The organism is Pseudomonas sp. c313 (assembly GCF_055407145.1).
Window position 1 is genome coordinate 898,261 of the sequence record NZ_JBUZRD010000001.1, and the last position, 24,923, is coordinate 923,183.

At 57.7% G+C, this 24,923-nt stretch carries 19 protein-coding genes; 14 read left to right on the forward strand and 5 right to left on the reverse strand.

Annotated features, from left to right (window positions below):
- Positions 1-58 precede the first annotated feature (58 nt).
- Both ACZRKZ_RS04440 and ACZRKZ_RS04445 read left to right on the forward strand, forming a co-directional pair.
- The gene (locus tag ACZRKZ_RS04440; protein ID WP_463969784.1) at positions 59-2,533 is read left to right on the forward strand and encodes an EAL domain-containing protein; all 2,475 of its coding nucleotides are present in this window, start codon (positions 59-61) and stop codon (positions 2,531-2,533) included.
- A gap of 79 nt (positions 2,534-2,612) precedes the next feature.
- A complete protein-coding gene (locus ACZRKZ_RS04445) occupies positions 2,613-3,371 on the forward strand; it encodes a TenA family transcriptional regulator (RefSeq protein WP_463969808.1) in 759 nt (252 codons plus the stop codon).
- A gap of 21 nt (positions 3,372-3,392) precedes the next feature.
- On the opposite strand, the gene ACZRKZ_RS04450 is transcribed toward ACZRKZ_RS04445, so the two are convergent.
- The 5 genes from ACZRKZ_RS04450 to ACZRKZ_RS04470 all read right to left on the reverse strand — a co-directional run bounded on the left by ACZRKZ_RS04450 (position 3,393) and on the right by ACZRKZ_RS04470 (position 8,198).
- On the reverse strand, positions 3,393-4,319 hold the full coding sequence (locus tag ACZRKZ_RS04450) for a GGDEF domain-containing protein (protein ID WP_463980805.1): 927 nt from the start codon (positions 4,317-4,319) through the stop codon (positions 3,393-3,395).
- 337 nt (positions 4,320-4,656) lie between these two features.
- On the reverse strand, positions 4,657-5,397 hold the full coding sequence (locus ACZRKZ_RS04455) for a YciK family oxidoreductase (RefSeq protein ID WP_463969786.1): 741 nt from the start codon (positions 5,395-5,397) through the stop codon (positions 4,657-4,659).
- Positions 5,398-5,431: 34 nt separating this feature from the next.
- Positions 5,432-6,103 carry an N-acetylmuramic acid 6-phosphate phosphatase MupP gene (gene mupP, locus ACZRKZ_RS04460; protein ID WP_133098926.1) on the reverse strand — a complete coding sequence of 224 codons (672 nt, stop codon included), beginning with the start codon at positions 6,101-6,103 and terminating at the stop codon, positions 5,432-5,434.
- A gap of 4 nt (positions 6,104-6,107) precedes the next feature.
- Positions 6,108-6,806, reverse strand: a complete 699-nt coding sequence (gene ubiG, locus ACZRKZ_RS04465) for a bifunctional 2-polyprenyl-6-hydroxyphenol methylase/3-demethylubiquinol 3-O-methyltransferase UbiG (RefSeq protein ID WP_133098925.1) — start codon at positions 6,804-6,806, stop codon at positions 6,108-6,110.
- A gap of 60 nt (positions 6,807-6,866) precedes the next feature.
- Positions 6,867-8,198, reverse strand: coding sequence for a TRZ/ATZ family hydrolase (locus ACZRKZ_RS04470; protein WP_463980806.1), 1,332 nt, complete (start codon positions 8,196-8,198; stop codon positions 6,867-6,869).
- A 123-nt stretch (positions 8,199-8,321) separates the two neighbouring features.
- Between ACZRKZ_RS04470 and mtnA the strand changes: the two genes are divergently transcribed.
- The 12 genes from mtnA to ACZRKZ_RS04530 all read left to right on the forward strand — a co-directional run bounded on the left by mtnA (position 8,322) and on the right by ACZRKZ_RS04530 (position 24,922).
- Positions 8,322-9,398, forward strand: a complete 1,077-nt coding sequence (mtnA, locus tag ACZRKZ_RS04475) for an S-methyl-5-thioribose-1-phosphate isomerase (protein ID WP_463969788.1) — start codon at positions 8,322-8,324, stop codon at positions 9,396-9,398.
- Between the two features lie 302 nt (positions 9,399-9,700).
- Positions 9,701-12,364, forward strand: coding sequence for a DNA gyrase subunit A (gyrA, locus tag ACZRKZ_RS04480; protein ID WP_463980807.1), 2,664 nt, complete (start codon positions 9,701-9,703; stop codon positions 12,362-12,364).
- 213 nt (positions 12,365-12,577) lie between these two features.
- Positions 12,578-13,663 (forward strand): 3-phosphoserine/phosphohydroxythreonine transaminase, encoded by a 1,086-nt coding sequence (gene serC, locus ACZRKZ_RS04485; RefSeq protein ID WP_133098921.1) that lies wholly within the window; start codon positions 12,578-12,580, stop codon positions 13,661-13,663.
- On the forward strand, positions 13,663-14,757 hold the full coding sequence (gene pheA, locus ACZRKZ_RS04490) for a prephenate dehydratase (RefSeq protein ID WP_463969789.1): 1,095 nt from the start codon (positions 13,663-13,665) through the stop codon (positions 14,755-14,757). The genes serC and pheA overlap by 1 nt, the downstream gene beginning before the upstream one ends.
- A 9-nt stretch (positions 14,758-14,766) precedes the next feature.
- Positions 14,767-15,879 carry a histidinol-phosphate transaminase gene (gene hisC / locus ACZRKZ_RS04495; protein ID WP_463980808.1) on the forward strand — a complete coding sequence of 371 codons (1,113 nt, stop codon included), beginning with the start codon at positions 14,767-14,769 and terminating at the stop codon, positions 15,877-15,879.
- Positions 15,880-15,907: 28 nt separating this feature from the next.
- Positions 15,908-18,118: a bifunctional prephenate dehydrogenase/3-phosphoshikimate 1-carboxyvinyltransferase gene (locus tag ACZRKZ_RS04500; RefSeq protein WP_463980882.1), complete on the forward strand. Its 2,211-nt coding sequence runs from the start codon at positions 15,908-15,910 to the stop codon at positions 18,116-18,118.
- Entirely contained in the window at positions 18,115-18,804 is a 690-nt protein-coding gene (gene cmk, locus ACZRKZ_RS04505; protein WP_463980809.1) for a (d)CMP kinase, read from the forward strand. The genes ACZRKZ_RS04500 and cmk overlap by 4 nt, the downstream gene beginning before the upstream one ends.
- A gap of 121 nt (positions 18,805-18,925) precedes the next feature.
- On the forward strand, positions 18,926-20,620 hold the full coding sequence (gene rpsA, locus ACZRKZ_RS04510; RefSeq protein ID WP_133098917.1) for a 30S ribosomal protein S1: 1,695 nt from the start codon (positions 18,926-18,928) through the stop codon (positions 20,618-20,620).
- A 330-nt stretch (positions 20,621-20,950) separates the two neighbouring features.
- Positions 20,951-21,247 carry an integration host factor subunit beta gene (ihfB, locus tag ACZRKZ_RS04515; RefSeq protein ID WP_048731065.1) on the forward strand — a complete coding sequence of 99 codons (297 nt, stop codon included), beginning with the start codon at positions 20,951-20,953 and terminating at the stop codon, positions 21,245-21,247.
- Positions 21,248-21,270: 23 nt separating this feature from the next.
- Positions 21,271-21,513: a lipopolysaccharide assembly protein LapA domain-containing protein gene (locus tag ACZRKZ_RS04520; RefSeq protein ID WP_463980810.1), complete on the forward strand. Its 243-nt coding sequence runs from the start codon at positions 21,271-21,273 to the stop codon at positions 21,511-21,513.
- A 375-nt stretch (positions 21,514-21,888) separates the two neighbouring features.
- On the forward strand, positions 21,889-23,175 hold the full coding sequence (locus ACZRKZ_RS04525) for a Wzz/FepE/Etk N-terminal domain-containing protein (protein WP_463980811.1): 1,287 nt from the start codon (positions 21,889-21,891) through the stop codon (positions 23,173-23,175).
- Between the two features lie 712 nt (positions 23,176-23,887).
- The gene (locus tag ACZRKZ_RS04530; protein ID WP_463980883.1) at positions 23,888-24,922 is read left to right on the forward strand and encodes a polysaccharide biosynthesis protein; all 1,035 of its coding nucleotides are present in this window, start codon (positions 23,888-23,890) and stop codon (positions 24,920-24,922) included.
- Position 24,923 lies beyond the last annotated feature (1 nt).

The following is a 24,923-nucleotide window of genomic DNA, read 5'->3' on the forward strand; positions in this document are numbered from 1 at the left end:
GCCTAGGCTGTGCTGTTAGGAGCGGTTTTCACTCGCCTGTGCTAGTGCAAGGGACCTCATGAAGCAAAAGCGGACTCTCGGAGCAACTCTCGGAACGCCACGGTTGCTGGGCATCGTCTGGCCCTTTATCGCGGTTGTGCTGTTCCAGGCATTGTTAGGTTGTGTCAGCCTCTACATGCTTTCGGCAGTGCGGGGCTATGTGGCTGGCGAAAGCCTGTGGTCCAAGGGCCAGAAAGACGCCATCTATTACTTGACCCTGTACGCCGACAACCGCGATCAAGCCACCTTCCTCAAATACCATAACGCCATTGCCGTGCCTCAGGGAGGCCATGAGCTGCGGGTCGCCCTTGACCACTCCAGCCCGGACCTGACCGGGGCGCGCCTGGGCATTCTCAAGGGTGGAAACCATCCCGACGACGTGTCGAGCCTGATTTGGCTGTACCTCAACTTCCGCCATTTCAGTTACCTGGAAAAAGCCATCGAACTGTGGACCATAGGCGATGGTTACCTGGTGCAACTGGATGACCTGGCGCAGGAGATGCACCAGGCAATCATTGCCAATCAGGCGAGCAGTGATGATGTCCGGGGCTGGAAAGAACGCATCATTGCCATCAACGAAGGGGTGACGCCGGCCGCCAAGGCTTTCAGCGATGCCTTGGGTGAAGGCTCGCGGGTAATTCTGCGCTTGCTGTTGATCACCAACCTGGCCACGACATTGGGGCTCATCGCCCTGGCGCTGTTGCGCACCCGTAAGCTGCTGGCCCAGCGCCATGCGTTTGCCGACGCTTTGGAGGTCGAGAAGGAGCGGGCCCAGATCACCCTTGAATCCATCGGTGACGCTGTTATCACCACCGATGTCGACGGTGCCATCGCCTACATGAACCCGGCAGCGGAGTCGCTGACGCACTGGAGGGCGGCCCAGGCTCAGGGTTTGCCCTTGGGGGCGTTGTTCAACCTGCTGGATGAAAATGCCCAGTCTGATGGTTTTACCCTGATCGAACACATTCTTGGTGGCCAACTCAGTGGCAGCAGCGAGCATTCAAAGCTGATCCAGCGCCTGGACGGCAGCACGGTTTCCGTGACCCTGGTGGGTGCGCCTATCCGCAGCGCCGGCAAGGTCAGCGGCGCGGTGCTGGTGCTGCACGACATGACTCAGGAGCGCCAATACATTGCCAATCTGTCCTGGCAGGCGACTCATGACGCCTTGACCGGGCTGGCCAACCGCCGTGAGTTTGAATACCGCCTGGAGCAGGTGCTGCACAGTGCGGGACGCCAGCAAACGGGGCGGCATGCCTTGATGTTTCTCGATCTGGATCAGTTCAAGCTGGTCAACGACACCTGTGGTCACGCCGCAGGGGATGAGTTGTTGCGGCATATCTGTGCGTTGTTGCAATCCGACCTGCGCGAGGGCGACACGCTGGCTCGCCTGGGTGGCGATGAGTTTGGCATTTTGCTGGAGAACTGCCCGGCAGCAGTGGCCGAGAAGATCGCCGAAAGCCTGCGCCATACCGTGCAAAACCTGCACTTTGTCTGGAAGGGGCGACCTTTTGTCACCACCGTCAGCATCGGCCTGGTGCACATCTCGCAAACCCCTACCACCCTTGAGACGTCACTGCGGGCTGCGGATATGGCCTGCTACATGGCCAAGGAGAAGGGCCGTAACCGGGTGCAGGTCTATCACGCCGATGACTCGGAGTTGTCCCTGCGTTTTGGCGAGATGGCGTGGGTGCAGCGCTTGCACATGGCGCTTGAGGAAGACCGTTTTTGCCTGTATGCCCAGGAGATCGCGCCGCTCGGTCGTACCGACCCTGGCGATGGCCATATTGAGATCCTGCTGCGCCTGCATGATGAGGCCGGTCGGATCATCTTGCCCGACAGCTTTATTCCTGCCGCCGAACGCTATGGCCTGATGACTTCGCTGGACCGTTGGGTGGTGGAGAATGTGTTCAGGGTCATTGCCAGGTGCATGATCGAGCGTCCAGGCCGGCCCATGGCAATGTGTGCGATCAATCTGTCAGGCATAACCATTGGTGATGAAGACTTTTTGGGCTTTTTACGTGAGAAGTTCAAGGCTTACAGCATTCCCCCAGAAATGATTTGTTTTGAAATTACTGAGACCAGTGCTATTTCAAATCTCGGAAGTGCAATTCGCTTTATTAATGAACTCAAAGAGTTAGGTTGTCACTTTTCCCTGGATGACTTCTGCGCCGGAATGTCCTCATTCGCTTATCTTAAACATTTACCTGTAGACTTCCTGAAGATCGATGGAAGTTTCGTAAAGGATATGCTGGACGACCCGATTAACCGCGCTATGGTCGAAGTGATCAATCACATCGGTCATGTCATGGGTAAACGCACAATTGCCGAATTTGTCGAGACATCGCAAATCGAACAAGCCTTGCTTGAGATTGGTGTGGACTACGCTCAGGGCTACCTGATTGAGCGTCCGCAAGTGTTTACCTTTGACAGTTTGCAGTGTCGACCTGTGCGACCGCAGCCTCTGTTATTCAAGGCGCCCGGCACGTTCCGCTGAAACATTCGCTGGTCTGTATACATCACACATCAAAAGGAGCCCGACAGTGATCGACACATTCAACAGAACTGGCCCGCTTATGGAAGCCTCAAGTTACCCAGCCTGGGCTCAGCAATTGATCCAGGACTGTAGCGAGAGCAAGCGCCGGGTTGTCGAACACGAACTGTACCAGCGCATGCGCGATAACAAGCTCAGCGCCAAGACCATGCGTCACTACCTGATTGGTGGGTGGCCGGTGGTTGAACAGTTTGCGTTGTACATGGCACAAAACCTCACCAAGACCAAATTTGCCCGTCATCCTGGCGAGGATATGGCGCGACGCTGGCTGATGCGCAATATTCGTGTGGAACTGAATCACGCCGATTATTGGGTGCACTGGGCGCGTGCCCATGGTGTCAGCCTGGAAGAGTTGCAAGCGCAGAACGTGCCGCCTGAACTGCACGCACTGAGTCATTGGTGCTGGCACACCAGTTCGGCCGATCCGCTTATTGTTGCCATTGCTGCCACCAACTATGCCATCGAGGGTGCCACTGGGGAGTGGTCTGCGCTGGTGTGCTCGACAGGTGTCTACGCGGCGGCCTTCTCCGAGGAGGATCGTAAGCGTGCAATGAAATGGCTGAAGATGCATGCCCAGTACGATGACGCCCACCCTTGGGAGGCGCTGGAAATCATCTGCACCCTGGCCGGGATGAACCCGAGCAAGGCCTTGCAGGTTGAGTTGCGCCAGGCCGTGTGCAAGAGCTACGACTATATGTACCTGTTCCTGGAGCGTTGCATGCAGCTGGAGAAAGCACCGATTGCCCGCGAGCGTCAGGTGCTGGCCACCAGCGAAGCCTGACACGCAATGGCGGGGTAGCGGTTACCCTGCCATTGCCAGGCGGTTGCGGCCTTCGCGCTTGGCCACATACAAGGCATTGTCCGCCCGGCGCAACAGGCTCTCGGCGGACTCTCCCGCCAACAAGGTTGAGCAACCCAGGCTTACTGTCAATTCGATACGCGTTGTTTGCGCCCAGTAATCCTGGGCCTGCGCCGCCTTGCGCAGTCGCTCGCCGACCAGGGCCGCAGCATCCCGGCCGGTGTTGGACAGCAGGATCAGAAACTCTTCCCCGCCAAAACGAAACACCATGTCGACATTGCGCAACTGACTCTTGATCGAGGCCGCAACAGCCTTGAGTACCTTGTCGCCAGCAGCGTGGCCGTGACTGTCATTGATAAGCTTGAAGTGATCGATGTCCAGCATCAGCAATGACAGCGGATGCAAGTGCCTGCGGGCCATATCGATTTCCCGCTGCAGGGTCTGGTCCATGGCGATACGGTTACCGGTTTCGGTCAGCGGATCACGCAGGGCGCTGCGGGTTGCAGCGCGATACAGCAGGGCGTTACGCATGGGGAAGAGCAAGGTTGCCAGCAGTGATTCCAGATTGCCCAGCTCCTCTTCCGTGAAGCGCTGGTTGCGTCGAAATACCAGTTCCCCGAGATGCTCGCCCTGATGGCTCAGGGTGTAGCTCACCGAGTGATGGCCGCGCTGGCCGTACTCCAGGCGCAGGTCGCTGGTCTCGTGACGATATTGCAGGGCATCCAGTGGCACCAGCCTCTGAATCTCCCGAAAGAACAGGCCAAGAATGCGCTCTGCTTCCAGGCTGGTCTGCAATTGCAGGCTCAGTTGCTGGCGAAGCTGAGCAATGGTGGCGGGGCGTTGGGCTAGGAGGGACGGCTGACCAAAGCCCAGGCGTTGCAATTTTGCACTGTCGAAGTCAATTGCGTTGGTCTGGGTCGGTGTTTTCATAAGCTGATGGCCTCTAAGCACATAACGCTGTCTTACAGGCTGGATGAGAGCAGCGAGTGCCCAGCGACTTACTGTTCCCTCAGTTGCGTAAAACATGAGTAACAGTCTAGTCCGCTTTGCCGGGGGTTATCACCCCTGCTCCCATGCCGCACATCTTGTCGGCGCATAACCTGTTTGAAACAGATTGGAGCGAAATTCGTGCCATTCCGTTCAGGTTATAAAAAATCGTTTTGATTCAATGGGTTGGTAACAGGAGCAGACAACAAGCAAAAGACGGTTTGTTGACGAAGGGGTGCAGGCGCCAGCGAACCGTCTCCTGCACCCGTGGGGATGAGGCTTATTGCGCGTCGAACGCCTGCCCATTGATGCCAGTACTGTCCGGGCCCATCAGGTACAGGTACACCGGCATGATTTCTTCAGGCGTCGGGTTGTTGCTCGGGTTTTCCCCTGGGTAGGCCTGGGCGCGCATGCTGGTGCGAGTGGCGCCGGGGTTGATGCTGTTGGCGCGCACGGGGGTCACAGTGTCGACCTCGTCGGCCAGGGTTTGCATCAGGCCCTCGGTGGCGAATTTCGACACCCCATAAGCGCCCCAATAGGCACGGCCCTTGCGGCCAACGCTGCTGGAGGTGAACACCACCGACGCGTCCAGGGACAGCTTGAGCAATGGCAGCAGGGTGGCGGTGAGCATGAACATCGCGTTGACGTTGACGTGCATCACTCGCATGAAGTTTTCGCCCGACAGCTGTTCGATTGGCGTGCGCGGGCCGATGATCGAGGCGTTGTGCAGCAGGCCGTCGAGGTGGCCGAATTCGTTTTCGATCATCGCTGCCAACTCATCGTATTGATGGGGCAGGGCGGTTTCCAGGTTGAACGGAATCACCACTGGCTGTGGGTGGCCGGCGGCTTCGATTTCATCGTAGACCTGGGTCAGGTTGGCTTCGGTCTTGCCCAGCAACAGCACGGTAGCGCCGTGGGCAGCGTAGGTTTTCGCCGCCGCCGCGCCAATCCCGCGACCGGCACCGGTTATCAGAATGATGCGGCCTTTGAGCAGTTCTGGGCGTGCGCAGTAATCAAACATAAACAACCTCAACAGAATTCTTGTAGGAGCGTAATCAGCAGCTGCAAAGCGCGTTATCCAGCACCTTGCGCAGCTCCAGCGGATGATCCACCACCACATCGGCGCCCCAGTGGCGCGGATTGTCATCGGGATGAATATAGCCGTAGGTCACGGCCGCGGTTCGGGTGCCGGCGTCGCGCCCCGACTCGATATCCCGCAAGTCATCACCGACGAACAGCACGCTGGCCGGGTCCAGGTCGAGCATCTTGCAGGCCAGGATCAGCGGCTCAGGGTCCGGTTTGCTGTTGGTCACGTGGTCCGGGCAGATCAGTAACGCTGAGCGCTGAGCCAGCCCCAACTGCTCCATGATAGGCTCGGCGAAACGCAGCGGCTTGTTGGTGACCACGCCCCAGATCAGCTTGGATTTTTCAATGTCCGCCAGCAGTTCAGCCATGCCGTCGAACAGTTTGCTGTGGATCGCGCAACCTTTGAGGTAACGCTCCAGGAACTCCAGGCGCAGTTCTTCAAAACCTGGGGATTGCGGGTCCATGGAAAAGGTCACGGCGACCATGGCCCGAGCGCCGCCGGAAATTTCATCACGAATATGCTGGTCGGCAATCGGCGCCAGCCCGCGGTCGGCGCGCATGGCCTGGCAGATGGCGATAAAGTCCGGCGCGGTGTCCAGCAGGGTACCGTCCATGTCGAAAAGAACCGCTCGCAACTTCATCGGCTTATTCCTCTCGCAGGGTCTGGATCATGTAGTTGACGTCAACGTCGCTGGCCAGCTTGTAGTGCTTGGTCAGTGGGTTGTAGGTCAGGCCGATGATGTCCTTGACGGTCAGCCCGGCCTGACGGCTCCAGGCTCCCAGCTCGGAAGGGCGGATGAATTTCTTGAAGTCGTGGGTGCCGCGAGGCAGCAGCTTCATGATGTATTCGGCGCCGATGATCGCGAACAGGTAGGCCTTGGGATTGCGGTTGATGGTGGAGAAAAATACCTGGCCGCCCGGCTTGACCATGCGGAAGCAGGCGCGGATTACCGATGAAGGATCAGGAACGTGCTCCAGCATTTCCAGGCAGGTGACCACGTCGAACTGCTCAGGCATTTCCTCGGCCAGGCCTTCGGCGGTGATCTGCCGGTACTCTACGCTGACGCCGGACTCCAGTTGGTGCAGTTGGGCCACGGCCAGCGGTGCTTCGCCCATGTCTATGCCCATTACGGTGGCACCGCGCAGTGCCATGGCTTCGCTGAGAATGCCGCCCCCGCAACCGACATCCAGGATTTTCTTGCCAGCCAGGTTGACGCGTTCGTCGATCCAGTTGACCCGCAGCGGGTTGATATCGTGCAGGGGCTTGAACTCGCTTTCGCGGTCCCACCAGCGATGGGCCAGGGCCTCGAATTTGGCGATTTCAGCGTGGTCGACGTTACTCATGGGGCATCCTCTAAAATCTGACAAAACAGTTGCCGGCCCTGAACAGGCTCAGGGCCGACGTTATTCGGTGTGTCCGCTGATGCGTTGGCCCCAGGCAACGGCTGTGGCACACAGCTGTTGTTCATCCATGCGGGTCAGTTGCCGGTCGTCTAGCAATTGCTTGCCGGCGACCCAAAGGTGTTTCACGCAATCGCGTCCGGTGGCATATATAAGCTGCGATACGGGGTCGTAGATTGGTTGTTGTGCCAGACCCGAGAGGTCGAACGCCACGATGTCTGCGGCCTTACCGACCTCCAGTGAGCCGACTTCGCTTTCCAGGCCCATCGCCCGGGCGCCGTTGAGAGTAGCCATGCGCAAGGCGCGATGGGCATCCAGGGCGGTGGCCGAGCCGGCAACAGCTTTGGCCAGCAGGGCGGCGGTACGGGTTTCGCCCAGCAGGTCCAGGTCATTGTTGCTGGCGGCGCCGTCGGTGCCGATTGCTACATTGACACCAGCCTGCCACAAACGCTCCACCGGGCAGAAGCCACTGGCCAGTTTCAGGTTCGATTCCGGGCAGTGGATGACGCTGCTGTTACTTTCTACCAGCAAGGCCAGGTCGTCATCGCTGATTTGGGTCATGTGAACAGCCTGGAAGCGCGGCCCAAGCAACCCCAGGCGAGCAAGGCGGGCCAGCGGGCGCTCACCACGGTGCTCCATCGACTGCTGCACTTCGAAGGCGGTTTCATGCACATGCATATGGATTGCGGCGTCCAGCTCCTCGGCGATTATCCGGATTTTTTCCAGGTTTTCATCGCTGACGGTGTACGGCGCATGAGGCCCGAAGGTGATCTTGATCCGCGGGTGATGCTTAAGGTCGCCGAACAGTTCGACACCCTGGCGAATGGCCTCGTCGGCATCGCTGGCGCCGGGAATCGCGAAGTCGAGGATCGGGACGGCAATCTGCGCGCGGATGCCGCTGTTGTGGACCCGCTCGCTGGCGACTTTCGGGAAAAAGTACATATCCGAGAAGCAACTGATGCCACCCTTGATTTGCTCGGCGATAGCCAGATCGGTACCGTCACGCACGAAGGCCTCGTCGACCCATTTGGCTTCGGCGGGCCAGATGTGCTTTTCCAGCCAGGTCATCAGCGGCAAGTCGTCTGCCAGGCCGCGAAACAGGGTCATCGCCGCGTGGCCGTGAGCGTTGACCAGGCCTGGACTGAGTAGCATGCCCGGCAGTTCACGGACTTCAGTGGCGGCCAGTTTCAGTGCCATTGACCGTGGGCCGACAAACGCGATACGTCCGTCGCGGATGCCCAGGCCGTGCTCCTTGAGTACCACGCCTGCGGGTTCGACAGGTACCAGCCAGGTTGGCAGCAGCAACAAGTCGAGCGGGGCAGCAGTTGGCGTCATAGATGGCGTCTTCTCGAGTTGTGATAGGCAAGGCTGTTATAAAGAGGGGCGAAGTATACCCGAGCGTCTTGGCTGGCGGATCGCTATAATCGGCGGCTTTTGTTCATGAGTGCGGGGTGAGGGATGCGCGATCGACTGTTGGCTGCGGAGAAGGTGAAGGCCATCGACTGGCGTGATGGCGCACTGTATCTGCTCGATCAACGCATTTTACCGTTCGAGGAAACCTGGATTGCCTACACCAGCGCGGCCGGTGTGGCCGAGGCGATTCGCTCTATGGTGGTGCGTGGCGCGCCGGCCATCGGTATCAGTGCGGCCTATGGCATGGTGCTGGCAGCCCGGGCCCGCATCGCCGAGGGCGGTGACTGGCAGGCCGCGTGGGAAGAGGATTTCGCTCTGCTGGCCGATTCCCGACCCACGGCAGTGAATCTGTTCTGGGCCTTGAGTCGCATGCGCGACCGCCTGGATCGCCTCAAGGAGCATGCCGACCCGCTATTGGCGCTGGAGGCCGAAGCCATCGCCATTCATGAGAGCGATCGCGAAGCCAACCTGACCATGGCGCAATTGGGGGTCGACCTGATCCGTAAGCACCAGGGCAATGCCCAGGCGTTTCTCACTCACTGCAACGCCGGGGCATTGGCGACTGGCGGTTTTGGCACCGCCCTTGGGGTGATTCGTGGGGCATTTCTGGAAGGCATGGTCGAACGGGTCTACGCCGACGAAACCCGGCCATGGCTGCAGGGTTCGCGGCTGACCGCGTGGGAATTGGCCATTGAGGGTATTGCGGTCACGCTGAATGCCGATTCTGCCGCCGCGCACATCCTCAAGACCAAGGGCGTGACCTGGGTGATTGTCGGTGCTGATCGCATTACCGCCAATGGCGATGTGGCGAGCAAGATCGGCACTTATCAGTTGGCCTTGTGTGCCATGCACCATGGTGTGCGTTTTATGGTGGTGGCGCCCAGCTCCACCATTGACATGAGCCTGGCCAGTGGTGAAGACATCCCGATTGAAGAGCGAGATGGCCGTGAATTGCTGGAAGTGGGCGGCCAGCGGCTCGGCGCTGATGTGGATGTATTCAATCCGGTATTTGATGTGACGCCGGCTGACCTGATCGATGTCATCGTCACGGAAAAGGGCATCGTCGAGCGGCCGGATACGGCGAAGATGGCTAAGTTGATGTGTCGCAAGCGGCTGCATTGAGTATATCTGCCTTCGAAAACCGCCTGAATCTACCTCTGAGCCCCTCTCGTCGCCCTCAAGCCTGTCATCCATCAACTTACTATGCTCCATGCGCATCAGGGGGATAGGTGCGTGGCGGCGATTGTGATAACATTCGGCGGTTTCCAGGGTCACCCCGAGGGGTGGTCTTTACTGCGCAGATCCGTGTCATAACTCGTTGATTTGTCGTAAGTCGTTGTCAGGCACCATGCCGGCGGCGGCGAGCTTCGTTCGTCCCATATGGATGTGACGAGGTTTCACCCGAAAAAGGAATCAGGCTTCTCATGGGCGAACTGGCCAAAGAAATCCTCCCGGTCAATATCGAAGACGAGCTGAAACAGTCCTACCTCGACTACGCGATGAGCGTAATTGTCGGTCGGGCACTGCCTGATGCGCGCGATGGCTTGAAGCCCGTGCATCGGCGTGTGCTGTTCGCGATGAGCGAGCTGGGTAACGACTGGAACAAGCCGTACAAGAAATCTGCCCGTGTTGTCGGTGACGTGATCGGTAAGTATCACCCTCACGGCGACACTGCGGTGTACGACACCATCGTTCGTATGGCCCAGCCATTTTCCCTGCGCTACCTGCTGGTAGACGGCCAGGGTAACTTCGGCTCGGTCGACGGCGACAACGCCGCAGCCATGCGATACACCGAAGTGCGCATGACCAAGCTGGCGCACGAGCTGCTGGCTGACCTGCACAAAGAAACCGTGGACTGGGTGCCGAACTACGACGGCACCGAAATGATCCCTGCGGTCATGCCGACCCGTATTCCCAACCTGTTGGTCAACGGCTCCAGCGGTATCGCCGTGGGCATGGCCACCAACATTCCGCCACACAACCTCGGTGAAGTCATCGACGGTTGCCTGGCCCTCATCGACAACCCTGAGTTGACCATCGATGAGTTGATGCAATACATCCCGGGCCCAGACTTCCCGACTGCTGCGATCATCAACGGTCGCGCCGGCATCGTCGAAGCCTACCGCACCGGTCGCGGTCGCATTTACATGCGGGCCCGCTCGATGATCGAAGACATCGACAAGGTCGGTGGCCGTCAGCAGATCGTCATCACCGAACTCCCTTACCAGTTGAACAAGGCGCGTCTGATCGAGAAGATCGCCGAGCTGGTTAAAGAGAAGAAGCTTGAAGGTATCACCGAGCTGCGCGACGAGTCCGACAAGGACGGTATGCGCGTCGTGATCGAGCTGCGTCGTGGCGAAGTGCCAGAGGTGATCCTCAACAACCTCTATGCCCAGACCCAGCTGCAAAGCGTGTTTGGTATCAACGTCGTTGCGCTGATCGATGGCCGCCCACGGATCCTTAATCTCAAGGATCTGCTGGAAGCCTTCGTGCGTCACCGTCGTGAAGTCGTAACCCGTCGTACCGTATTCGAACTGCGCAAGGCCCGTGAACGTGGGCACATCCTTGAAGGCCAGGCGGTTGCCCTGTCGAACATCGATCCGGTCATCGCCCTGATCAAGGCTTCGCCGACCCCGTCGGAAGCCAAGGAAGCGCTGATCAAGATGCCGTGGGAATCCAGCGCCGTTGTGGCGATGGTTGAACGTGCTGGTGCCGACTCCTGCCGTCCGCAGACCCTGGACCCGCAATACGGCCTTCGCGAAGGCAAGTACTACCTGTCCCCGGAACAGGCCCAGGCCATTCTGGAACTGCGCCTGCACCGCCTGACCGGTCTGGAGCACGAAAAGCTGCTGGCCGAGTACCAGGAGATTCTCAACCAGATCGGCGAGCTGATCCGCATCCTCAACAGCGCCGAGCGCCTGATGGAAGTGATCCGCGAAGAGCTGGAAGTGATCCGCGCCGAATACGGCGATGTGCGTCGCACCGAAATCCTCGATGCCCGTCTCGACCTGACCCTGGGTGACATGATCCCGGAAGAAGAGCGCGTCGTGACCATTTCCCACGGTGGCTACGCCAAGACCCAGCCGCTGGCTGCGTACCAGGCCCAGCGTCGTGGTGGTAAAGGCAAGTCGGCTACCGGCGTCAAGGATGAGGACTACATCGCTCACCTGCTGGTTGCCAACAGCCACACCACGCTGTTGCTGTTCTCCAGCAAGGGCAAGGTGTACTGGCTGAAAACCTACGAAATCCCGGAAGCGTCCCGCGCTGCCCGTGGACGTCCGCTGGTCAACCTGTTGCCGCTGGGTGACGGTGAATACATCACCACCATGCTGCCGGTCGACGAGTACACCGAAGGTCACTACATCTTCATGGCTACCGCTGGCGGTACCGTGAAGAAGACCCCGCTGGAATCCTTCAGTCGTCAACGCAGCGTGGGCCTGATCGCCCTGGAACTGGACGAAGGCGACGTGCTGATTTCCGCGGCCATCACCGACGGCGAGCGTGAAGTCATGCTGTTCTCCGACGGCGGCAAGGTTACCCGCTTCAAGGAATCCGACGTTCGCGCCATGGGCCGTACCGCCCGCGGTGTGCGCGGCATGCGCCTGCCAGAAGGGCAGAAGCTGATTTCCATGCTGATCCCGGAAGAAGGCAGCCAGATTCTTACCGCATCGGCCCGTGGTTACGGCAAGCGTACCGCCATCAGCGAGTTCCCTGAGTACAAGCGTGGCGGTCAGGGCGTTATCGCCATGGTCAGCAACGATCGCAACGGCCGTCTGGTCGGTGCAGTCCAGGTGCTCGACGGCGAGGAAATCATGCTGATTTCTGACCAGGGCACCTTGGTGCGTACCCGTGTTGGTGAAGTGTCGAGCCTGGGACGTAACACCCAGGGCGTGACCTTGATCAAGCTGGCCAGCGACGAAACTCTGGTTGGCCTGGAGCGTGTCCAGGAGCCATCTGAAGTTGAAGGCGAAGAGCTGGAAGGCGAAGACGGGGTTGAGTTGCCGGACGAGGTGATCGCAGGCGCTGATGACGGCGTCGACGAGCAACCACTCGACGCTGGCGCAGACGAAGAAGAACCGCAGCAATAAGCGGACAAGCAGGGGGCGGATGAAGATTCGCCCCCTTGTTGTTTGTCCTTTATGAAACAGAACGCCTCCCCCCTGTAGGAGCGAGCTTGCTCGCGAAGATCGTCAACGATAACGCGGGATGCCTGGCGCCCCTTGCGCTCTCGGGTTTTTCGCGAGCAAGCTCGCTCCTACAGTATTTGATTTCAGTCCCACCAGATCAGAGCGAGATTGGATGTGAGCAAGAGAGCCTATAACTTCTGTGCCGGTCCCGCGGCGCTTCCTGAAGCAGTCCTGCAGCGCGCGCAGGGTGAACTCCTCGACTGGCATGGTAAAGGCCTCTCTGTGATGGAAATGAGCCATCGCAGCGATGAGTTCGTGTCCATTGCTACCAAGGCCGAGCAGGATCTGCGCGACCTGCTGGACATCCCTTCAAACTACAAAGTGCTGTTTCTCCAGGGCGGCGCCAGTCAGCAATTTGCCCAATTGCCACTGAACCTGCTGCCGGAAGACGGCACCGCGGACTATATCGACACCGGTATCTGGTCGCAGAAAGCCATTGAAGAAGCGTCGCGCTACGGCAACATCAACGTGGCGGGTACCGCCAAGCCTTACGATTACTTCGCCATTCCTGGTCAGAACGAGTGGAAGCTCACCAAGGACGCGGCCTATGTGCACTACGTGCAGAACGAGACCATTGGCGGCCTGGAATTCGATTGGGTTCCAGAGGTCGGTGATGTTCCGCTGGTGTGCGACATGTCGTCGGACATTCTCTCGCGCCCTATGGATATCTCCCGCTTCGGCATGATCTACGCCGGTGCGCAGAAGAACATCGGCCCGAGCGGTATCCTGGTCAACATCGTTCGTGAAGACCTGCTGGGTCATGCTCGTTCGCTGTGCCCGACCATGCTCAACTACAAGGTCGCGGCCGACAACGGCTCGATGTACAACACCCCGCCGACTCTGGCCTGGTACCTCTCCGGCCTGGTATTTGAATGGCTGAAAGAGCAGGGCGGTGTCGCCGCCATGGGCAAGCTCAACGAAGAGAAGAAGCGCACGCTGTACGACTTTATTGACGCCAGCGGCCTGTACAGCAACCCGATCAACATCCCTGATCGCTCGTGGATGAACGTGCCGTTCCGCCTGGCTGATGATCGCCTGGACAAGCCGTTCCTGGTCGGTGCCGAGGCGCGTGGCCTGCTGAATCTCAAGGGCCATCGCTCGGTGGGTGGCATGCGCGCCTCCATCTATAACGCTGTCGACATCAACGCCGTCAATGCGCTGGTGGCCTACATGGCAGAGTTCGAAAAGGAACACGGCTAATGTCTGAGCAAGAACTCAAGGCCCTGCGCATACGCATTGACAGCCTGGACGAGAAAGTCCTGGAGCTGATCAGTGAGCGCGCGCGGTGCGCCCAGGAAGTTGCGCGGGTGAAAATGGCCTCCCTGGCTGAAGGCGAAGTGCCGGTGTTTTACCGTCCTGAGCGTGAAGCCCAGGTGCTCAAGCGCGTGATGGAGCGTAACCAGGGGCCGTTGGGCAACGAAGAGATGGCGCGGCTGTTCCGTGAAATCATGTCCTCGTGCCTGGCCCTTGAGCAGCCGCTGAAGGTGGCTTACCTCGGCCCCGAAGGCACCTTCACCCAGGCAGCAGCCATGAAGCACTTCGGTCACGCAGTGATCAGCAAGCCGATGGCGGCGATCGACGAAGTGTTCCGTGAAGTGGCAGCCGGGGCGGTGAACTTTGGCGTAGTGCCGGTGGAAAACTCCACCGAAGGCGCGGTCAATCACACCCTCGACAGCTTCCTTGAGCACGACATGGTGATCTGCGGCGAAGTCGAGTTGCGCATCCACCATCACCTGCTGGTGGGTGAAAATACCAAGACCGACAGCATCAGTCGCATCTACTCCCACGCCCAGTCCCTGGCCCAGTGCCGCAAGTGGCTGGACGCCCATTACCCGAATGTCGAGCGCGTGGCGGTGTCCAGCAACGCCGAAGCGGCGAAGCGGGTCAAGGGTGAGTGGAATTCGGCGGCGATTGCCGGCGATATGGCGGCGGGCCTCTACGGGTTGACGCGCCTGGCCGAGAAAATCGAGGATCGCCCGGATAACTCCACGCGCTTTTTGATGATCGGCAGCCAGGAAGTGCCGCCTACCGGCGACGACAAGACTTCAATCATCGTCTCCATGAGCAACAAGCCCGGCGCGCTCCATGAGCTGCTGGTGCCGTTCCACGACAACGGGATTGACCTGACGCGAATCGAGACTCGTCCTTCGCGCAGCGGTAAATGGACGTATGTGTTCTTTATCGACTTCGTCGGCCATCACCGCGACCCACTGGTCAAGAGTGTGCTGGAGAAAATCAGTCAGGAGGCCGTAGCACTCAAGGTGCTGGGCTCTTACCCGAAAGCGATTTTGTGAGGCTTTAACATGAGTGGCAACTTCCTCGCCCTGGCGCAGCCGGGCGTGCAACAACTGTCGCCTTATGTTCCGGGCAAGCCTGTGGACGAGTTGGCGCGTGAGTTGAATCTGGATCCGGCGAACATCGTCAAGCTGGCCAGTAACGAAAACCCGCTGGGCCCAAGTCCCAAGGTATTGGCGGCGATTCGTGAAGCTCTGGCTGAGCTGACCCGTTACCCTGACGGTAATGGTTTTGCCCTCAAGTCCCTGCTGGCTGAAAGCTGCCGGGTGGAGCTCAATCAAGTCACTCTAGGCAATGGTTCCAACGATATTCTGGAGCTGGTAGCGCGCGCCTATCTGGCGCCTGGCTTGAATGCTGTGTTCAGTGAACACGCTTTCGCCGTGTATCCGATCGTTACCCAGGCCGTAGGTGCCGAGGCGCGGGTGATTCCGGCCAAGGACTGGGGGCATGACTTGTCGGCCATGTTGGCGGCTATCGACGGTCAGACCCGCGTGGTGTTTATCGCCAACCCGAATAACCCCACCGGCACCTGGTTCGGCGCCGAGGCGCTGGACGATTTCCTGCAAGACGTGCCGGAGCACGTGCTGGTCGTCCTGGACGAAGCCTATATCGAGTACGCCGAAGGCAGTGACCTGCCGGACGGCCTGGACTTCCTCGCGGCTTATCCGAACCTGCTGGTCTCGCGGACCTTCTCCAAGGCTTACGGCTTGGCGTCGTTGCGGGTCGGTTACGGGTTATCCACCGCCGTTGTCGCCGATGTACTGAACCGTGTGCGCCAGCCATTCAACGTCAACAGCCTCGCCTTGGCGGCGGCATGTGCGGCGCTGCAGGACGCTGATTACCTGGCGGAAGGTCGCCTCATCAACGAAAGCGGCATGTGTCAGTTGCAGGAAGGCTTTCGCGAGTTGGGCCTGGGTTGGATTCCCTCCAAGGGCAACTTCATTTGCGTCGATCTCGGCCAAGTGGCTGCGCCGGTGTTCCAGGGCTTGTTGCGCGAGGGCGTGATCGTGCGGCCGGTGGCCAACTACGGCATGCCGAACCACCTGCGCATCACCATTGGTTTGCCGGCTGAAAACGGCCGCTTCCTTGAGGCGCTGGCCAAGGTTCTGGCTCGTGGTTGATGTCACTGCATTGCAACCTGCTGTGCCTATGGTCGGTCGCCTGGTGGTGGTCGGCCTGGGATTGATCGGCGGCTCCTTCGCCAAGGGGTTGCGTGAAAGCGGCCTGTGCGGCGAAGTGGTCGGTGTGGACCTGGACCCGCAATCGTGCAAGTTGGCGGTTGAGTTGGGTGTGGTGGATCGCTGCGAGGCGGATCTGGCGGTGGCCTGTCAGGGCGCTGATGTCATTCAGTTGGCAGTGCCGATTCTGGCCATGGAGAAGATGTTGGCGCTGTTGGCTGGCATGGACCTGGGGCAGGCGATTCTGACCGACGTCGGCAGTGCCAAGGGCAATGTGGTGCGTGCGGCGCGGCTGGCCTTTGGTGGCATGCCGGCGCGGTTCGTTCCCGGGCATCCGATTGCCGGCTCCGAGCAGAGCGGGGTAGAGGCGTCCAATGCGCAGCTGTTTCGTCGACATAAAGTGATTCTGACGCCGCTGGATGAAACCGATCCGACGGCATTGGCGGTGGTCGACCGGCTTTGGCGTGAGCTGGGGGCGGATGTCGAGCATATGCAGGTCGAACGGCACGATGAAGTGTTGGCGGCGACCAGCCATTTACCGCACTTGCTGGCGTTTGGCCTGGTGGACTCGCTGGCCAAACGCAACGAAAACCTTGAGATTTTCCGTTACGCCGCCGGTGGCTTCCGCGACTTTACCCGGATCGCCGGCAGTGACCCCGTGATGTGGCACGACATCTTCCTCGCCAATCGCGATGCAGTTTTACGCACCCTGGATACCTTCCGTAGCGATCTCGATGCCTTGCGCGACGCGGTCGATGCTGGAGATGGGCATCAGTTGTTGGGCGTGTTCACCCGTGCGCGGGTGGCGCGGGAGCATTTCAGCAAGATTCTGGCTCGTCGGGCTTATATGGATGCCGCTGTAAATGCGGATGACATGGTTTTCATCGCCAGCCCTGGTGGTCGGCTGAACGGGCGGGTCCGTGTGCCGGGTGATAAATCGATCTCCCATCGCTCTATCATCTTGGGCTCGCTGGCGGAGGGTATTACCGAGGTCGAGGGTTTTCTGGAGGGCGAAGATGCCCTGGCGACCTTGCAGGCTTTTCGCGACATGGGGGTAGTGATCGAAGGTCCGCACCATGGGCGCGTGACTATTCATGGTGTTGGTTTGCACGGCCTGAAACCGGCGCCAGGCCCTATCTATCTGGGTAACTCGGGCACTTCCATGCGTTTGTTGTCCGGTTTGCTGGCGGCGCAGAGTTTTGACAGCGTCTTGACCGGCGATGCGTCGCTGTCCAAGCGGCCGATGAGCCGTGTGGCCAAGCCTTTGCGAGAAATGGGCGCAGTCATCGAGACGTCTGCTGATGGACGGCCGCCGTTGACCATTCGCGGTGGTCAGGCACTCAAGGGGCTTACCTATACGCTGCCGATGGCCAGTGCCCAGGTTAAATCCTGCCTGTTGCTGGCCGGATTGTATGCCGAAGGTAAAACTTCGATCACTGAACCTGCTCCGACCCGTGACCACACCGAGCGGATGTTGCGTGGCTTCGGCTATCCGGTGAGTGTCGAGGGGGCTACGGCTTCGGTTGAATCAGGGCATGTACTGACTGCTGCTCATATCGAAGTGCCGGGCGATATCTCGTCTTCAGCGTTTTTCCTGGTGGCAGCTTCGATTGCGACAGGCTCCGAGTTGGTGCTTGAGCATGTGGGCGTCAATCCGACCCGTACCGGAGTAATCGACATCCTGCGTCTGATGGGCGCCGATATCACCCTGGAAAACCAGCGGGAAGTGGGTGGCGAGCCGGTAGCTGATTTGCATGTTCGAGCGGCTTCGCTGAGAGGGATCGAGATTCCCGAGGCGCTGGTTCCGCTGGCTATCGACGAATTTCCTGTGCTGTTTGTTGCCGCTGCGTGTGCCGAAGGTCGAACAGTCCTGCGCGGTGCGGCAGAGTTGCGGGTCAAGGAGTCAGATCGCATTCAGGTCATGGCCGACGGTCTGCTGGCGCTGGGCGTGAAGTGTGAACCGACACCTGATGGGATTATCATTGATGGCGGCCAGATAGGTGGCGGTGAAGTGCACGCTCATGGCGATCATCGGATCGCCATGGCATTCAGCGTGGCCTCCCTTCGCTCGGCGGCGCCGATCCGTATCCATGACTGCGCCAATGTAGCTACATCTTTTCCGAATTTTCTTACACTGTGTGCCCAAGTCGGCATTCGTGTTGCCCAAGAGGCTCAATTGTGAATATCAAAGCACCGGTGATTACCATCGACGGGCCAAGTGGCTCGGGCAAAGGCACTATCGCCGGCATCCTGGCTAAGCGCCTGGGCTGGTGCCTGCTGGATTCCGGGGCGTTGTATCGCCTGCTGGCATTTGCCGCGCGCAACCATGGCGTCGACCTGACCAACGAAGAATCCCTCAAGCTGCTGGCGGCTCACCTAGACGTGCAGTTCCTCGGGGCGACGGAAGGTCATCCGCAACGCATTATCCTGGAAGGGGATGATGTGACCGATGATCTGCGTAACGAACAGGTCGGCGCCTGGGCTTCCCAAGTAGCCGCGTTGCCAGCGGTACGCGACGCGTTGCTGCAGCGCCAGCGGGCATTTCAGGAGCAGCCGGGCCTGGTGGCCGATGGTCGCGACATGGGCACGGTGGTGTTTCCCGAGGCGCCGCTGAAGATTTTCCTGACCGCCAGCGCCGAGGAACGAGCTCGTCGTCGTTACTTGCAGTTGAAGGGCAAAGTCGATGGTGTTAGTCTGTCGAGTCTGCTAGATGAGATTCGTGCACGCGATGAGCGTGATACCCAGCGTGCGGTAGCCCCGCTCAAGCCGGCGGCTGACGCTATACAGCTGGATTCCACGGAGTTGTCCATCGAGCAGGTACTGGAACGCATCTTGAGTGAAATCGCTATTCGCGATATCACCGGGTGACTTAGAAGGAGCGCAGGGGACCAGTCTTAGTCCTGCCTTTCTTCTCTTATATGAACGTAACCCACACCGTCTGGGGTGTGGCAGATGGGCGTCTTCTTCGCCCTTATCAACAGGAATTAAAATGAGCGAAAGCTTTGCGGAACTCTTTGAAGAAAGCCTAAAAACCCTGAACCTTCAGGCTGGCTCCATCATCACCGGTGTTATCGTTGATATCGATTACCAAGCTCGCTGGGTAACCGTTCACGCTGGTCTGAAGTCTGAAGCACTCATCCCGCTTGAGCAGTTCTACAACGACGCTGGCGATCTGACTATCAATGTCGGTGACGAAGTTCACGTTGCGCTGGACTCGGTTGAAGACGGCTTCGGTGAAACCAAGCTGTCCCGTGAAAAAGCCAAGCGCGCTGAATGCTGGATTGTTCTGGAAGCAGCCTTCGCAGCTGAAGAAGTGGTCAAGGGCGTTATCAACGGTAAGGTTAAAGGCGGCTTCACTGTCGACGTTAACGGCATCCGTGCGTTCCTGCCAGGTTCTTTGGTTGACGTTCGTCCTGTGCGCGACACCACGCACCTGGAAGGCAAAGAGCTCGAGTTCAAGGTCATCAAGCTCGACCAGAAACGCAACAACGTTGTCGTTTCCCGTCGCAGCGTCCTCGAAGCAGAGAACTCGGCCGAGCGTGAAGCTCTGCTCGAATCCCTGCAGGAAGGCCAGCAAGTCAAAGGTATCGTCAAAAACCTCACCGATTACGGCGCATTCGTCGATCTGGGTGGCGTCGATGGCCTGCTGCACATTACCGACATGGCTTGGAAGCGTATCAAGCATCCTTCCGAAATCGTCAACGTTGGCGACGAGATCGATGTAAAGGTTCTGAAGTACGATCGTGAGCGCAACCGTGTCTCCCTGGGCTTGAAGCAGCTGGGCGAAGATCCATGGGTCGCTATCAAGGCTCGTTACCCAGAAAGCACTCGCGTTACCGCGCGTGTTACCAACCTGACCGACTACGGCTGCTTTGCTGAGCTGGAAGAAGGCGTGGAAGGCCTGGTACACGTTTCCGAAATGGACTGGACCAACAAGAACATCCACCCTTCGAAAGTCGTACAAGTCGGCGACGAAGTGGAAGTTATGGTTCTGGACATCGACGAAGAGCGTCGTCGTATCTCCCTGGGCATCAAACAGTGCAAATCTAACCCATGGGAAGATTTCTCTGGCCAGTTCAACAAGGGCGATAAAATCTCCGGCACCATCAAGTCGATCACCGATTTCGGTATCTTCATTGGTCTGGACGGCGGCATCGACGGCCTGGTTCACTTGTCCGACATCTCCTGGAACGAAGTGGGCGAAGAAGCTGTTCGTCGCTTCAAGAAGGGCGACGAGCTGGACACCGTTATCCTGTCGGTTGACCCAGAGCGTGAGCGCATCTCCCTGGGTATCAAGCAACTGGAAAGCGATCCGTTCTCCGAGTACGTTCAAGAGAACGACAAAGGCGCAATCGTTAAAGGCATCGTGAAAGAAGTTGACGCTAAAGGCGCCATCATCACTCTGGCCGACGATATCGAAGCGACTCTGAAAGCCTCCGAAATCAGCCGTGACCGCATCGAAGATGCACGTAACGTTCTGAAAGTTGGCGAAGAAGTAGAAGCCAAGATCATCAGCGTTGACCGCAAGAGCCGCGTAATCCAGCTCTCCATCAAGTCGAAAGACGATGCTGAAGAGAAAGAAGCAATTCAGAGCCTGCGCGATAAGCCAGCTACCTCTGAGCCTGCTGCTGGTCCTACCACTCTGGGCGACCTGTTGCGTGCACAAATGGAAAAACAGAACTAAGTTCTGTCCGACCATAGAAAAAGGGCGACTTCGGTCGCCCTTTTTTGCGCCTGAAATTTGAGCTGCCTGGCGCTCATGCAGCCGTAAGGCATGCTCGGCTCGCTGAGAGTCGCTACAGGCTACGATCCCCTGTTCTGTTGTGGTCTTGGTACAAAAGACGCCGGCGGCTTTCGGTGAATGCTAAAGCCTGCGGTGTGTCCGTTCCTGGTTCCTGCACTTCCCGACATAGTCTGTGCAAGATAAGTCAAGACGCAGGCTGTTCAAATTCCTCCGGTCATGCTAAAACCTTCGGAGCGCTTTTCCTAGCTGCTTGAAAAAGAAGGGAAAAATATGACGAAGTCGGAGTTGATCGAACGAATTGTCACCCATCAAGGGCTGCTCTCATCCAAGGATGTCGAGCTGGCCATCAAGACCATGCTTGAGCAAATGTCTCAGTGCCTCGCCACTGGCGATCGAATAGAGATCCGCGGCTTTGGCAGCTTCTCGTTGCACTACCGCGCTCCTCGCGTGGGTCGCAACCCAAAAACCGGCCAGTCCGTCAGCCTCGACGGCAAATTCGTGCCCCACTTCAAACCGGGCAAGGAATTGCGCGATCGAGTGAACGAAGACGAAGAAGACGACGTCTGAGTTTTTTTGGATAGGAGAAGTTTATGCGCGGTGTTAAGCGCGTTGCCATGGTACTGACTGTCTTGATCGTGGCCTTGGTGATCCTGGCGTTTGTGCTGGAAAATCAGCAGGATGTTGCTTTGGCGTTTTTGGGGTGGAGTACGCCGCAGATGCCGGTTTCGGTGTTTGTTACGTTGGCGTTGATCGTCGGTATGCTTTTAGGGCCTGTCCTAGGTTTGCTGGTTAAGCGTAGCGGTCGTCGCAAGCAGACAGCGCAGGAGCGTTGATGGTGGCGTCAGTGATGAATGACCGTTTGTCGCCTGGGGAGGGTGTATAACGTTCTCTGATGGCTCTCCCCAAAAAACTGGCTGAGGCAGCAAGGGGCTATTCTGCTTTACCGGATTCTTCTCGAACCACAGCTTCATCGCACCCTCACTTAGGGATAACTCCTATTTAAATAGGAATTGCCTTCCAGGCCTGTCAAGTCTTGCAATGTGACGGAGAGATGGCAAAATGCAACCTGTTCTCGATAACAGTCATTTTGTGTGCCCAAAGCCCAGCAGCGACGCTTGGTTTTGCTGGCTGATCGTCTAAATACAAGAAACCCACAAAATCGTCTGCATAACGAGCCCGCAGTTTCTCTTTGAAGGCAGGTTTTTGTTGTGAGTAGTAGCTTCCGCGTGCCCCCAGTACGATCCCCCGACGAAATTGATCTCGTCACGCTTTTCAAGGCGGCTTGGCGACAAAAAAAGCTGCTGATGCTAATTACATTAGGTGCAGGATTGATCGCGGCGTCTTATGCTTTTTTGGCGACGCCGGAATATAAGATCAGTGCCGTGTTGCGCCCTGCGGCTATTAATGATCTAGATGCGCTGAATCGCTCCGAAGTCTATCATCTTCCTCCCTCTGAGGCGCTTCTCAAAGTCGGCGCTGCACTCGAGTCTTACGATACTCGCCTGGCGTTTTTCAGGGCTAATCAGAAGCTATTCGAAGCATTTGTCCGCCCGGGTCAGGCCTTGGAGCAGAGCTTTGAAGCGTTCAATCGCAACTCGATCAATTTATCTCTTCCAGGTGCTGAAAAGAAAAACTCGCTGAGTGCCTACATCAAGCTCGATATGACCTATCCGAAAGGTATCGACGGTGTCGCCATTCTTAATGGCTTTGTCGACTATGCCATTGCCAGTGAGCGTGAAAAAGTTGCGGCTGACTTGAATGTTATCGTCAAGAACCGGTTCAGTGAGCTTAAAGGCAAGCTCGATTCGGCTCGTTCGAACTACGATGTCGAGAAGGAGGCCAAGATAGCTTCGTTGGGGGAAGTGGACTCATTGAAACGCGCGCAGTTGCAGGATGAGTTAAAGGCACTTCGTTCTCAATTGAAGACGTTGCGTAGTGATCGCATAGCCCAATTGAACGAAGCCATCAGTATCGCCAAATCCTTGGGCATCCAAAAACCGGCGACACCATCTTCATTGGGCGAGTCGTTCAATACGGGCACCGGTAGTGTGATGCGCACTGAAATAAACAACCAGCAAATCCCACTTTACTTTATGGGGGTGGAAGCGCTTAAGGCAGAGCTGACAGCGTTGCGGCAGCGGAGGTCGGACGACTTCACTGACTCTCGCATCGCCCAGATCGCCAAGGAGCTTCAATTGCTAGCGTCCAATCGCGAGGTTGAAGTGCTTAACGCCCGAAAAAATGAGGGTATTTTTCTCGCTGGTGTTCAGCCTTTACGAGCTGAGATGGCCCGTTTGAGCAGTTTGAATATTGATATGGCGGGTCTGAGGTTAGTGGCTATTGATCAACAGGCCCTTGAACCTTTAGCGCCTGCCAATCCAAGTCGGCTATTAGTCGTGATGCTGGGCTTGCTTTCTGGGGCTGTTGTTGCGATGGCGATCTCGATTGCTAGATGCGCTGTCTTTGCAACGGCGTCCATGCAAAGACTTCAATAGCAGCCCCGACAGTGTCGATCCAGCAGCCTTCTGTTCTGGGTGATTCTCCAGTAGATCGACAGCAGCGCTACGGTACGATGCTGCAGAAGTAGCTCGATGATTGTGAGGTGTTTAGCCTCATGATTTTTAGTAGATGTCTCAGTACCTAGCCAGAAGTGGTCGGGCCAAAATTTGTGGCGTTGGTGGCTTATCGCTGCATTGCCGGGTACCCAGGGTTGGGCGCAATCCCTAGACATGGCAGTCGGTAGGTCTGGATGATAAATTTGCCCCGTATTTCAAGCTAGGAAAAGAGCTGAGGGATCAGGTGAGTGAGGAGGGTGGGGTGATTTTCGCTCGCTGGGCAATTTTCTGGTCTGCGCTCTTTAACTAAGGTTCACGCGATTATTGCTGTTCTCCGTTTATGGAATCGAGGCTGATTTCACTTCTCTGTGGTAGCCAAGGCATGTTGTTGCGTATCGTTCATCTGCGTTCGCTTTTGACTTTAAGAATGCAGGGCTTAATATAGTCACCAGTTTCAACCCCTTCGTTTTTAACCGCGCCACACAGGGCTGAATTTTTCAGGCTGTATGCTAGCAAATTTCGACGTTTTCCTTGAGCCTCTTCACCGCTGAGTATTCCCTGAGGGGCTAGTTGGCTTTGTTGATCTGCAGGTTTTGAGGTGAGTGGCCGGCTAGAGGCTTGTCGTGCTGTGCGCTTTGCTTTAGGACTTACTATGTTCAGCGGAAAAACGCTTCTTATAACCGGCGGCACCGGCTCATTTGGTAACGCGGTGCTCAAACGTTTCCTCGACAGCAGTATCGCTGAAATTCGTATCTTCAGCCGCGACGAGAAGAAGCAGGATGATATGCGCAAGCGCTATGCCAGCACTAAGCTGAAATTCTACATCGGCGATGTGCGCGATTATCAGAGCGTGCTCAATGCTACCCGTGGTGTGGATTACATTTTTCACGCAGCAGCGCTCAAGCAGGTTCCTTCCTGCGAGTTTCACCCGATGGAAGCGGTCAAGACCAACGTTATTGGTACCGAAAACCTCCTTGAGGCCGCAATCCAGAACGCTGTCAAACGCGTGGTTTGTCTGAGCACCGACAAGGCCGTCTATCCCATCAATGCCATGGGTATCTCCAAGGCGATGATGGAAAAAGTCATGGTGGCCAAGTCCCGCAATGTGGATGACGAAAAAACCGTTATCTGCGGCACTCGTTATGGCAATGTCATGGCTTCACGCGGCTCCGTGATTCCGCTGTTCATCGAGCAGATTCGCGCAGGGCAGGCACTGACCCTGACTGATCCGAACATGACTCGTTTCATGATGACCCTCGCTGACGCTGTCGATCTGGTGTTGTACGCCTTCGAGCACGGGCGCAACGGTGATCTTTTCGTACAGAAGGCGCCTGCGGCAACAGTTGAAACCCTGGCCAAGGCATTGACCGCTATGGTCGGCAAGCCTGAACACCCAATTCAAGTCATTGGTACTCGCCATGGCGAGAAGCTTTTCGAAGCGCTGCTGAGCCGTGAAGAGATGGCTTGCGCCGAAGACAAGGGCGACTACTACCGTATTCCTCCAGATCTGCGCGACCTTAACTATTCCAAGTTCGTGGAGTTGGGTGAAGAGAAAATCTCCCGTACGGAAGACTACAACTCCCACAACACCGAAAGGTTAGACATATCGGGCATGCAACGACTCTTGCTCAAGCTCGAATTTATGCAGGCGATCCAGCGTGGCGAGCATGCTACGCCGGAGGAGTGAG